This window comes from Flavobacterium undicola (assembly GCF_009909155.2).
Classification (GTDB): domain Bacteria; phylum Bacteroidota; class Bacteroidia; order Flavobacteriales; family Flavobacteriaceae; genus Flavobacterium; species Flavobacterium undicola.
Genome location: NZ_JAAAPM020000012.1, coordinates 1 through 12,518, shown reverse-complemented (window position 1 = coordinate 12,518; position 12,518 = coordinate 1). Strand labels below are relative to the sequence as shown.

The 12,518-nt window shown below is 31.9% G+C and carries 13 protein-coding genes; 4 read left to right on the top strand and 9 right to left on the bottom strand.

The annotated features are described in order from the left end of the window. Positions 1-37: 37 nt before the first annotated feature. The 4 genes from ettA to holA all read right to left on the bottom strand — a co-directional run bounded on the left by ettA (position 38) and on the right by holA (position 3,455). Positions 38-1,732, bottom strand: a complete 1,695-nt coding sequence (gene ettA, locus GTZ96_RS08595) for an energy-dependent translational throttle protein EttA (protein WP_161643127.1) — start codon at positions 1,730-1,732, stop codon at positions 38-40. A 64-nt stretch (positions 1,733-1,796) separates the two neighbouring features. Beyond that, entirely contained in the window at positions 1,797-2,186 is a 390-nt protein-coding gene (locus GTZ96_RS08590) for a four helix bundle protein (protein WP_140485887.1), read from the bottom strand. A gap of 35 nt (positions 2,187-2,221) precedes the next feature. Continuing rightward, positions 2,222-2,404: a CAL67264 family membrane protein gene (locus tag GTZ96_RS08585; RefSeq protein ID WP_026713689.1), complete on the bottom strand. Its 183-nt coding sequence runs from the start codon at positions 2,402-2,404 to the stop codon at positions 2,222-2,224. A gap of 46 nt (positions 2,405-2,450) precedes the next feature. Then, positions 2,451-3,455, bottom strand: coding sequence for a DNA polymerase III subunit delta (holA, locus tag GTZ96_RS08580; RefSeq protein ID WP_161643125.1), 1,005 nt, complete (start codon positions 3,453-3,455; stop codon positions 2,451-2,453). Between the two features lie 91 nt (positions 3,456-3,546). Here holA and GTZ96_RS08575 point away from each other — a divergent pair, with 91 nt between their 5' ends. From GTZ96_RS08575 to GTZ96_RS08565, 3 genes are all read left to right on the top strand, one after another. Continuing rightward, positions 3,547-3,990, top strand: coding sequence for a type I restriction enzyme HsdR N-terminal domain-containing protein (locus GTZ96_RS08575; RefSeq protein ID WP_161643341.1), 444 nt, complete (start codon positions 3,547-3,549; stop codon positions 3,988-3,990). Positions 3,991-4,008: 18 nt separating this feature from the next. After that, on the top strand, positions 4,009-4,998 hold the full coding sequence (locus GTZ96_RS08570; protein WP_161643123.1) for a glycosyltransferase family 2 protein: 990 nt from the start codon (positions 4,009-4,011) through the stop codon (positions 4,996-4,998). Positions 4,999-5,073: 75 nt separating this feature from the next. Beyond that, on the top strand, positions 5,074-5,904 hold the full coding sequence (locus GTZ96_RS08565) for an OmpA/MotB family protein (protein WP_161643121.1): 831 nt from the start codon (positions 5,074-5,076) through the stop codon (positions 5,902-5,904). A 94-nt stretch (positions 5,905-5,998) separates the two neighbouring features. Here the strand turns inward: GTZ96_RS08565 and GTZ96_RS08560 are convergent, their stop codons facing one another. The 5 genes from GTZ96_RS08560 to GTZ96_RS08540 form a co-directional block, all read right to left on the bottom strand. Beyond that, the gene (locus tag GTZ96_RS08560) at positions 5,999-7,036 is read right to left on the bottom strand and encodes a carboxypeptidase-like regulatory domain-containing protein (RefSeq protein ID WP_161643119.1); all 1,038 of its coding nucleotides are present in this window, start codon (positions 7,034-7,036) and stop codon (positions 5,999-6,001) included. An 81-nt stretch (positions 7,037-7,117) separates the two neighbouring features. Continuing rightward, positions 7,118-7,738, bottom strand: a complete 621-nt coding sequence (locus GTZ96_RS08555) for an L-threonylcarbamoyladenylate synthase (RefSeq protein WP_161643117.1) — start codon at positions 7,736-7,738, stop codon at positions 7,118-7,120. Positions 7,739-7,740: 2 nt separating this feature from the next. Further along, entirely contained in the window at positions 7,741-8,250 is a 510-nt protein-coding gene (locus tag GTZ96_RS18470; protein ID WP_161643115.1) for a HEPN domain-containing protein, read from the bottom strand. 501 nt (positions 8,251-8,751) lie between these two features. Next, entirely contained in the window at positions 8,752-9,150 is a 399-nt protein-coding gene (locus GTZ96_RS08545; protein WP_161643113.1) for a hypothetical protein, read from the bottom strand. Between the two features lies 1 nt (position 9,151). After that, positions 9,152-11,485 (bottom strand): ATP-dependent helicase, encoded by a 2,334-nt coding sequence (locus tag GTZ96_RS08540; RefSeq protein WP_161643111.1) that lies wholly within the window; start codon positions 11,483-11,485, stop codon positions 9,152-9,154. A 271-nt stretch (positions 11,486-11,756) separates the two neighbouring features. Here GTZ96_RS08540 and GTZ96_RS08535 point away from each other — a divergent pair, with 271 nt between their 5' ends. Next, positions 11,757-12,278: a DUF7935 family protein gene (locus GTZ96_RS08535; RefSeq protein WP_161643109.1), complete on the top strand. Its 522-nt coding sequence runs from the start codon at positions 11,757-11,759 to the stop codon at positions 12,276-12,278. The last annotated feature ends 240 nt before the right edge of the window (positions 12,279-12,518 follow it).

Here is a 12,518-nt window from a genome sequence, read left to right as displayed (position 1 = left end):
TACAAGAAATCATCCCTTTTTAGTCTCAATCAAAAAATTAACTTCTGATTAACTTTCTGTATTTCAAACGTTTCGGAGTCAAATCACCACCAAGACGTTTCTTTTTATTCTCTTCATATTCGGTAAAACTTCCTTCGAAGAAATAAACATCAGAGTTTCCTTCGAAAGCTAAAATGTGAGTACAAATACGGTCTAAGAACCATCTGTCGTGCGAAATAACCACAGCACATCCAGCGAAATTTTCTAAACCTTCTTCAAGTGCACGAAGTGTATTTACGTCCAAATCATTCGTTGGCTCATCCAGTAACAATACGTTTCCTTCTTCTTTTAAAGTCATTGCCAGGTGTAAACGGTTACGTTCTCCACCAGAAAGCATCGATACTTTCTTGTTTTGTTCGCCACCACCAAAGTTGAAACGAGATAAATAAGCTCTTGAATTCACTTGCTTTCCTCCCATCATAACCAACTCTTGTCCGTCAGCAAAGTTTTCCCAAATCGATTTATTAGGATCGATATTAGAATGCGCCTGATCTACGTAAGCGATCTTTACAGTTTCACCAACAGAAAACTCACCACTATCCGTTTTTTGCTCACCCATAATCATTTTGAAAATAGTCGATTTACCAGCACCGTTTGGCCCGATAATTCCAACAATTCCTGCTTGTGGCAAAGTAAAATTCAAATTATCATACAATAATTTATCTCCAAAGGCTTTGGCAACATTCTTGGCTTCGATAACATTAGTTCCCAATCTTGGACCATTTGGAATATAGATTTCCAAGTTTTCATCCAATTGTTTTTGGTCTTCGTTTAACAACTTATCGTAGTTTTGCAAACGTGCTTTTTGTTTGGTTTGACGGCCTTTTGCTCCTTGACGAACCCACTCCAACTCACGCTCTAAAGTTTTTCTTCTTTTCGAAGCTACTTTTTCTTCTTGTGCCATACGGCTTGATTTTTGGTCTAACCAAGAAGAATAATTTCCTTTCCAAGGAATACCTTCTCCTCTATCCAATTCCAAAATCCAACCCGCAACATTATCTAAGAAGTATCTATCGTGCGTTACAGCAATTACAGTTCCTGCATATTGTGCCAAATGTTGTTCTAACCAAAGTACAGACTCAGCATCCAAGTGATTCGTAGGCTCATCTAATAACAATACATCAGGTTGTTGCAACAACAAACGACATAAAGCTACTCGACGACGCTCTCCTCCTGAAAGATTTTTGATTGGCGTATCTCCGTCTGGAGTACGCAAAGCATCCATTGCAATTTCTAATTTGGTATCAATTTCCCAAGCTCCTAAAGCATCAATTTTGTCCTGCAAAGCAGCTTGACGATCCATTAACTTGTCCATTTTATCTGCATCTTCGTAGTTTTCTGGAAGACCAAATAAATCATTGATTTTATTGTATTCTTCTAAAACTGCCATTGTTTCCGCAGCTCCTTCACGAACAATTTCGATAACAGTTTTAGAATCATCTAAAATAGGTTCTTGTTCCAAATATCCTACCGTATAACCCGGTTGAAAAACAACATCACCCTGATAGTTTTTATCAACTCCGGCAATAATTTTTAAAAGTGAAGATTTTCCTGAACCATTTAAACCCAGGATACCAATTTTAGCCCCGTAAAAGAAACTCAAATAAATATTTTTTAACACTGGCTTATCTGCTCCCTGATAGGTTTTACTCAATTTTTGCATTGAGAATATTACTTTCTTATCGTCTGACATAATTTAAAGTTTATTGTTTTTTGTTAGTTGTTTATAGTTTGCCAATTACAAACTCCTCTTTTTATTATTTAAATTTTAATCCTTTAATTTCACAATTATTCAAATAGTTCATCATCGAACCTATTTTATTTTTTTCAATTTCAATCATTTCATTTAGTTTCAAATGTTGTTCTTCTGAAATTAGTTTTTTATCAAAAGCTCTATAAGATTGTGATTTTGCTTCACCAGCAGAACCCTTTGCTATACTTAAAAACTGAATAAATTCTCTATTGCCATTCCTTTCAAACCCCTCGGCTATGTTGTCCATTATAGAACCTGAACTTCTGTCGATTTGATCTTTCAGAGAAAAATTTGATTTTAAATTTGTAGTCTGAATTAATAATTCAACGTATTGGCAAATTTCTCTTGCTTTTTGCCAAATCTCTAATTCTTCAAATTTTGATATTGTTGCCATAACTACAAACTATTAACTTCAAACCAAAAACTACATTAAACTCTTCCTTTTAGAGAACTAAAAACCCATGCAATAGCAAAAAATCCTATTCCCACGGCAGCAAATCCAATACCTGAAACATCACGGTATTTGAAGATTCCTAGAGCAATTAAGATTAATCCCATTACAATCATTATAAAAGTAGCCCATCCTAAGATGGTATTCTTATTCATTCCCATTATTCTGGTATTTTATTTAAAATGCAAATATCGTTAATTTATAATGCTAATTAAAAATATGATACAGCATTTCTTTCAATAAATCAGCATTAGACAAGGCATTAGCTCCTACTCCTTTGCTTTTAACATCAATTTCTCTCAATGCAGCTACTATTTGACTTACTTTTCGCATCGGGTAATTTTTCAAAGCCAGGTCGTATTCCTTTAAGAAAAAGGGATTTACTCCTAAAACAGCTGCTACATTCTTAGGATTTTTATCTTTTAATCCGTGGTATTTTAATAATTGTATAAAGAATCCAAAAACCAGACTTGTGGTAACAACCATCGGGTTTTCTTTAGGATTATTGGCGAAATTTTCAGCAATGGTGTACGCTCTTAATTGATTGCGTTCTCCAATAGCTTTTCGCAATTCAAAGACATTAAAATCTTTGCTGAACCCAATGTTTTCTTCAATATCTTTTGGAGAAATAGTGCTTCCTTTCGGTAAGATAATTTGTAATTTCTCGAGTTCGTTGTTTATTTTACTCAAATCAGTTCCTAAAAATTCGACTAACATTGCCGAAGCTTTGGGTTCAATAGCATATTTTTTTCCTGACAAAACACGCTTAATCCAATCGCCTACCTGATTTTCGTATAATTTTTTACTTTCGAAAATCACTCCTGATTTGGCAATCATCTTAGTCACTTTTTTCCTTTTATCCAGGGTTTTGTATTTGTAACAAAGTACTAAAACCGTTGAAGTCATTGGGTTTTCGGCATAGCTTTCTAATCTGTCAATTGTTTTAGTCAAATCCTGAGCCTCTTTTACAATCACAACCTGACGCTCCGCCATCATTGGGTAACGCTTAGCTGTCGAAACAATATCTTCAACCGATACATCCCTGCCATACATCACCGTTTGATTGAATCCTTTTTCGTCTTCAGACAAAATATTTTCTTCAATATAATCCGATAACTTATCTATATAATAAGGTTCCTCCCCCATCAAAAAATAAATAGGTTTGATGTTACCCGCTTTTATATCGTTTACAATTTTTATGACTTCGTCCATTCTTTTGGTTTATAGTTTGGAGTTTATGGTTTATGGTTTATTTGCGAAACAACAAACCATAAACTATAAACAAAATAACTATTTTTGCTCCATGCAAAAACTCAATTTTCAAGCTTATACTTTTCGTTTCAAAAATAGCGAAAATAAAACGGCTATTTTTGATGAAATCAGGAAAAAATTTATCATTCTCACACCTGAAGAATGGGTTCGTCAGCATGTGGTTCGGTTTTTATTGGAAGAAAAAAAATATCCAAAATCCTTGATTAACGTTGAAAAAGTATTATTGGTCAACGGATTAAGAAAAAGATACGATGTAGTCGTGTTTAATACTGATGGCTCTATCCATATTTTAGTCGAATGCAAAGCACCCGAAGTAAAAATCACCCAAGGGACTTTTGACCAAATTGCACGCTACAATATGACGATGAAATCTAGTTTTTTGATGGTAAGCAATGGATTGAATCATTATTTTTGCCAAATGGATTATGAGAATGAAAAATACCAATTTCTAGCTGAACTTCCCGATTATAACTAAGAAAACAAATAAAATACATTGAAAAAAATAGCCGTTGTTATCCTCAATTGGAATGGAATCCAATTATTAGAACAATTTTTACCTTCTGTCGTTCAATATTCGCCTGAAGCTAGTATATATGTTGCCGACAATGCTTCAACCGATGATTCTATTTCCTTTGTTGAAGAACATTTTCCAACTGTGAAAATTGTAAAAAACACAGGGAATTATGGTTTTGCCAAAGGCTATAACGAAGCTTTACAACATATTGATGCCGAAATTTATGCATTGGTAAATTCGGATATTGAAGTAACTGAAAATTGGTTAAAACCTATTTTAGAAACTTTCGAAAACGAAGCTAAAACAGCTATTATTCAGCCTAAACTGTTGGATTTTAAAAACAAAGAATATTTTGAATATGCGGGAGCTGCCGGTGGTTTCATAGACCAATACGGTTATCCTTATTGTCGTGGTCGCATTTTTGAAACTATTGAAAAAGATAACGGACAATATAATGATGCTCGTGAAATTACTTGGGCTTCGGGAGCTTGTTTTTTTATTCGAAGCAAAGTATACCATGACTTAAAAGGTTTTGATGATGATTTTTTTGCACATCAGGAAGAAATTGATTTATGCTGGCGTGTCAAAAACAAAGGACATCAGATTAAATACAACCCAAATTCGGTCGTTTATCATGTTGGTGGTGCTACTTTGAAGCAAGGAAATCCAAAAAAAACTTTTCTGAATTTTCGAAATTCATTATTAATGCTGGTCAAAAATTTACCCAAAGAAAGTTTGTTTTCAGTCTTAATTGTTCGAATGCTGTTAGATGGAATAGCCGGAGTTCATTTTATTTCACAAGGAAAATTTAGTCATTGTTGGGCCATTTTGAAAGCACATTTTTCCTTTTATTCCTTATTTTCAAAAACTTATAAAAAAAGAGACAATTTTCAATCAAAACAATACTATACACTGAAAAGCATCGTTATTGATTACTATGTGAAGAATGGCAAGATCTTTGTAAAATAATTTTAACATTAATTTATATTTACATTCTAAACATTAAAAACTAAATTTGTAAAAACTCAAAAACTAATAAAATATATGAAAAAAGTTGTAATTGCCCTTTCGGTACTAGCTCTTTTAACTTCATGTGTATCTAAAAAGAAATACACTGCATTAGAAGCCAAAAACAAAGAAACTCAAGATTTATTAAATACGGCTACTGTTAAATTAAATGCTTGTCTTGAAGAAAAAGCAGGATTATCAGCCAGAGTTGAAGGTTTGAAAGAGCACAATCAAACATTGATCAATACTTCTAAGGAAATGACAATTTTAACCACAAAAGGTGCTGAAAACATTGAAAAAGCTTTAGAATCTATCAAAGAAAAAGACTTAAAAATTAGCAGAATGCAAGATGCATTAACTAAGAAAGACAGTGTTACACTAGCTGTTGTTACCAGTTTAAAAAGTGCTGTTGGTTTAAATGACCCAGATATCGAAATTAATGTTGAAAAAGGAGTAGTGTTTATTTCTATCGCTGACAAATTATTATTTAAATCCGGAAGCTATAATGTAACTGATAAAGCAAAAGCGGTTTTAGCTAAAGTAGCTAAAGTGGTAAACGACAAACCTGATTTTGAATGTATGGTAGAAGGACATACAGATAATGTACCTTATATAGGAAACAATATCTTATTAGACAACTGGGATTTAAGTGTAAAACGTTCAACTTCAATTGTTCGTGTATTAACTAATGAATTAGGAGTTAAACCAGAGCAATTAATCGCTGCAGGTAGAAGTTCTTACATACCTTTAGTTGACAACAGTTCAGCTGAAAACAGAGCTAGAAATAGAAGAACTCGTATCGTTGTTTTACCTAAAATTGACCAATTCTATGATATGGTTGAAAAAGAGATGAAAAAACAAAAATAAGACAGTGGTCAGTGAACAGTTTTTAGTGTTCAGTTGCCTTATAATAATAAAAACGTCCCGAAAAATTCGGGACGTTTTTTTTTAACATAAAAATTTACTTTATACCATAGTTAAGCGGTAACATATCGCCTACTTTCTTTTCCGAAATTTTACCTGAAAATAATATACTTTCAATATTAGAATTATTTCCGTACTTATAAATGTAAAAACTATCCGTTAGAAAAGTAACCCTGGATTTTTCGTTTCTATCAAAGGCTATATTGTAAAATGCTATGATATCTTTAAGATCTTCATTTTGAATTTCGCCTTTTGGTTGTGGTAAAATTTCAACTTTTACAAAATCTTTTTCTTCAATAATTCTAAAACTTTTAAGTGGATCGATACTTTCATCGCCATAAAGCAATAAAAATTTATTTTTTCCCCAATCTTTTTTAGCAAAATTTCTAAAAAACTGAATTTGAGATCCCTGATACGTTTTTTCTCTTCGTTCCTGAACAGCGACTGAATTATCAATATCTTCAAAACTGCTTACGCCTTCATAAAAGTTTCTTATAACATGATTAGAATTAATGCTTAATTTATCAAAAGCAACTTCAAAAGCTAGTAATTCAAAATCAATTTTATATCCTAAAGAAGCATTTACAATCGTCAAAGGTTTATCTGATGAAGCGGTAAAAATTAATTTCTCTTTGTCATATTTAAAACGAAGATCTGATTCGTTTTTTATGATGGTCGATTTTGCATTATTTGTTTTACCTAAAAAATAGTCTCTAAATAGTTTTAATTTCTGCTCTCTGCTAAATAATTCATTTGTGGTAATCACAACTTCTTTAAGTTCGTTTTTCGAAACCAACATACTAACATTCAATAATTTAGTAGCGTCCAGACCTGAAAGGTATTGGGTTTGATATCCCATCGAGCTAATTACTAAAATAGTATTAGCTTTAGGTTCGTACTTAATAGCAAAATTTCCGTTTGTATCCGAAATAGTTGAAAATGTAGTTCCGTCAATATAAATATTTACACCATCTAGCGGAATATTATCTTTGTCTAAAATTTTTCCTTTTAAAACATTTTGAGAGAATAAAGTAAAGAAAGGAAATAAGAATATAAAGAAACAAAAGTTTTTCATAAAATAAAAAATGGTTTGGCTAAATTATATGCTAATTAACCAAACCATTTTCTATTATCCTAAACAATCTAAGACTTATTCTTACAAAATATCAATATCTCCCTTTCCTTCCCTGACTATAACCGCTTCATGTCCTGATAAATCAATAATAGTAGAAGCCACATTATCACCATAACCACCATCGATAACCATATCTACTAAATTTTGCCATTTTTCGAAAATAAGTTCTGGATCAGTAGTATATTCTACTACATCATCCTCGTCGCGAATAGAAGTTGTAACAATTGGATTCCCAAGTTGTCTTACAATTTCTAGAGTAATATTATTTTCAGGTACACGAATACCCACCGTAGTTTTCTTTTTGAATTCTTTTGGCAAATTATTATTTCCCGGCAAAATAAAGGTATAAGGTCCTGGCAAGGCTCTCTTTAAAATTTTAAAAGTAGCGGTATCAATTTGCTTCACATAATCGGATAGGTTACTCAAGTCATGACAAATGAACGAGAATTTAGCTTTATCAAGCTTTACTCCCTTAATTTTCGCAATGCGTTCTAAAGCTCTTGAATTGGTAATATCGCAACCCAAACCGTAAACAGTGTCCGTAGGATAAATTACCAAACCACCATCTCTTAAAACCTTAACCACTTTAGCAATAGCTGCTTCAGAGGGTTTGTCTTCGTATATTTTTATAAATTCTGCCATTTTTATTGATTTAAATTTCCTTTAATTACATTTTTTTTAGACAAAATTTGAAAGTTATTTTGGAATAAATATTCCAATTTATCTTCTTTAATATCTAACGTTTTAAAAATAGAAGATAATAATAACAACAATGAATAATTATAATACATATCTAATTCCCTACCCTGAAAAACCTCATTAATATTTCCATGTGATAAGCTATCCCTCTTATTTTTGGAATTAATTGAAAAATCTACAATATTTATGTCTTTCATTAAATCACAAGAATCTTTAATTTTATCGAGTCTCTCTGATAATGTAAAATCTCTTTTTCCCTTGTTTACCCCTTTTAATTTCTTACAAATCCATTTTTTTAATTCATCATTATTTTCCTTTTTTAAAATCAGATTTAAATAATTTAATTTTTTACTAAAATCTATTTCATAATCACTATTATTAGTTTCATCACCAAATGTTATTCTGTGATAATTTTCTAATGCTTGAATAACATTCAAAAATTTATTATTAAACATTACATTTGATATTAATCGATTACTATCTTGTAACCAATCATTACAATCAATATAGTATTGATAAATAACACTATATTTTTCATTTTCATACCATTTTTTTATAATTCTAAAAATATCCTCCCTTTTGTCCTGTCTCGATTTAAAAAACGATTTGAGGTTATGTTTAGATATTTCTTTTTCATCATCAATAACATTAATAAAGAATCTACTATTAAATTGTGATAAATATAAATAACATTGTTCTTCAGAAAAATTCGAAATTCTTCTTGAAACTTTTAATTCTTCAGTCTTTTGAATTTTTAAAGAATAAGGGATTATGCTATTTGAAATTCCAGAATTAAAATCGAAAAACTGCTTTAATATATTTAAATCATTATAGACAACTTCCAGTTCAACTTCTTTATCATAAGTAAATTTTAAAGTAATAAGTAGATCATAAGTTACTGAATAATTTCCTATTATCGATTCTTCTATAGATGATTTATATTGGATAGAAAGATTTTAATTTATACTGTATAAATCTTTATAAGAATAATTCAAATCATCTACAATGAATGATTTAGATTCAAAAATTTGATTTAAATACTTTGGCAATCGAATTGAATAAGTTTTAACTTTTATATCATCTAAATTAATTATCAAAACATCTTTAAAAAAGCCTTCTATTTTATAAAAAATATTATTTGATTTCTCATAATATTGACATCCAAAAAAAGTAAAATAAGTTCCATACTCTTCAATATGAATTATTTCATAATATGATTGAAATTCATAATCTTGATTACCTGAATTATAAACTTCAAGAATTATTTCTTTACCATTATTAGTCTCTTCAAAACAACAATCAAACTCTTTTTCCGAATCCAGAAATCGACATATTTTTTTAATTGATTTTTTCATCTCACCCAATCACATCCAATTTAGCAAATCGCAATAACAATTTCTTGATTCCTCCAACTTCAAATTTGATTTCTGCTTTTTTATCGGCACCAACACCTTCTAAATTTATTACTTGGCCACGACCAAAACGCTCGTGCATCACAATATTTCCTGCGGTCAATTTATTATCAAATAAGTTCGCTGCTCCTGAAGGCGCATTAGTCGAAACTGGTTTTAGTTTTCTAACAACTGACTCAGGTTTGGGCTGATTATTTGTAATGTATTTTGGTGGCGTAGCATTCGAAGGTTTAGCTAAGCGTAATTTAGACTTGTCTACATCGCCAAAAACATCCTTATCAATCATGGGTTTAAAACGATAATTGCTTTCGGCAGGCGTTAGATATTCTAAAAATTGTGCATCAATTTCTTCAATAAAACGCGAAGGTTCACTATCTGTTAATTTTCCCCAACGGTAACGCGATTGTGCATATGTTAAATACGCCTGATGTTCCGCTCTTGTTAAAGCCACATAAAATAAACGACGTTCTTCCTCTAATTCCGAACGGGTACTCATACTCATTGCCGACGGAAACAAATCTTCCTCCATTCCCACCACAAAAACATGAGGAAATTCCAATCCTTTTGCCAAGTGAATCGTCATCAAAGCCACACGATCTTCATCGCTGGTATCCTTATCCAAATCAGTTGCCAAAGCTACATCTTCCATAAACTCAGATAATGCTCCACGAGCGCCATCAATTTCTCTTTGACCTTCGGTAAAATCTTTAATACCGTTTAATAATTCCTCTATATTCTGGATTTTTGCCATTCCTTCGGGGGTGGCATCTTTTTTCAATTCCTGAACCAATCCTGTTTTTTTAGAAACATGATCGGTAATATAAAAAGCATCTTGATTTTCGTTAATCACCTGAAAACTCTGAATCATCGTAACAAAATCCTGCAATTTCTGTTTGGTTCCCGAATTCAGTTTCAAATCGATACGATCAATATTCTGCATCACCTCAAATATCGATCTTTTGTAATGATTAGCGGCCACAGTCAGTTTTTCGACAGTAGTATCCCCTATTCCACGTGCTGGATAATTAATAACACGCATTAAGGCTTCCTCATCCTTTGGATTGATAACCAATCGCAAATAGCACAAAACGTCCTTTATTTCTTTTCTTTGGTAAAAAGACAAACCTCCATAAATTCGATACGGAATATCTCTTTTTCTTAATGCATCCTCCATAGCGCGTGATTGCGCATTGGTTCGATACAAAATAGCAAATTGGCCATTGGTCATTTGGTTTTGCATTTTTTGTTCGAAAATGGTACTGGCAACAAATCGTCCTTCTTCGGCATCGGTCAAACTACGATGCACTTTTATCTTTGGGCCAAACTCATTGGCAGTCCAAACCACCTTATCTAATTTTGTTTTATTCTTATCAATAATAGTATTTGCCGCTTCAACAATATTTCGGGACGAACGGTAATTTTGTTCTAATCGAAAGGTTTTTACGCCTTGATAATCTTTTTGGAAGTTTAAGATATTATTGATGTTGGCGCCACGAAAAGCATATATACTCTGCGCATCATCACCTACCACACAAATATTCTGGAATTTATCCGATAAAGCGCGAACAATCAAATATTGAGAATGATTGGTATCCTGGTACTCATCAACCAAAATATAACGGAAACGATTTTGGTATTTAGCCAAAACCTCCGGAAAACGAGTCAGTAATTCATTCGTTTTTAACAACAAATCATCAAAATCCATCGCTCCCGATTTGAAACAACGATCTACATAATTTTGGTAAATTTCGCCCATTCGAGGTTTCTTAGACATCGCATCGGCTTCCTGTAAATCAGGATCATTAAAATAGGCTTTTACCGTAATCAGACTATTTTTAAAAGTCGAAATTCGGCTTAAGATTTGTTTTGGTTTATAAACATCTCTATCCAATTGCATTTCTTTGATAATTCCCGAAATGGCACGCAGCGAATCCTGAGAATCATAAATAGTAAAATTCGAAGGATACCCTAATTTATCTGCTTCCGAACGTAAAATTCTAGCAAAAATAGAGTGAAAAGTTCCCATCCAAAGGTTTTTAGCCTCGCTAGCGCCCACAATATCCGAGATACGGATTTTCATCTCACGCGCCGCTTTATTGGTAAACGTAAGCGACAAAATATTAAAAGCATCAACTCCCTGATGCATCAAATAGGCAATTCTAATAGTCAGTACACGTGTTTTTCCGGAACCGGCACCGGCAATAATAATCATGGGCCCGTCTTTTTGTAATACGGGTTCGCGCTGTGCTTCGTTAAGTTGGGATATATATTGTTGCATTGTATTTTGTCTATTTATGCAAAAATAAGTATTTAAGAATTAAATATAGACTCAGATTTAAAAAGAGTACTATATTGATTTATTTCACAGAGATTCGCTAAAAAAGCTTGAAAAATATAATGCAAAGATTCGCAAAGAGTATACGCAAAGTTTCACAAAGAAAAAGCTTAAAATCCTTTGTGTCTCTCTGTGTTTCTTAGCGAATCTTTGCGTAATAGTTTTTTACATACACACAAAAAGTATATTTTTGTTTTCAAAATTTTACACCAAAATGGATTCAACAAAAATCATAGAAATTCTAGCTTATACAATTCCTTCATTAATAACAGGCGGAGTTGCCTATTTTTTATTCAATTCCCATTTTAAAGACCAACAAAACACCCGACGTTGGTTGCTGCAAAAAGACAATCAAAAAATTGCTTTGCCTTTAAGATTGCAAGCCTACGAAAGAATGGCTTTGTTGATGGAGCGCATTAATCCTTCGCAATTAATGGTACGTATCAATCCTATTTCTAATGATAAAAACGATTATGAGAATTATGTAATTGCTCAAATCGAACAGGAATTTGAACACAATATTGCGCAGCAAATTTATGTTTCAGATAAGTGTTGGGCTATTATTTTAACTGCCAAAAATACAATCATACAAACGATTCGCACAGCAGCTAAAAATGAAAAAGTAACCAATGCTGATGAATTAAGAACTCTTGTTATAACTGAGTTATTTGATAAAACATCACCAAGTAATACTGCTTTAGCTTTTATCAAAAATGAAGTAGCCGAATTGTGGTAAAACAAACAATTAAAACTGCATTTTCCTTTTAGTTTTTATTTTTTAGCCACGGATTACACAGATTTAAACAGATTAATTTGTGCTAATCTTTTTAATCTGTGGCAAAATAAAAGAATTGAGTTAGTCATTTAGTTTCTGTATTTTTATGTCTTTAAAAACAGTCGTTATGGAAGTATTTGAAGGACAAAGCATACTAAACTTTATAAAAGAATTGCCAAATGATGAAGCTTGCAAAGCTTA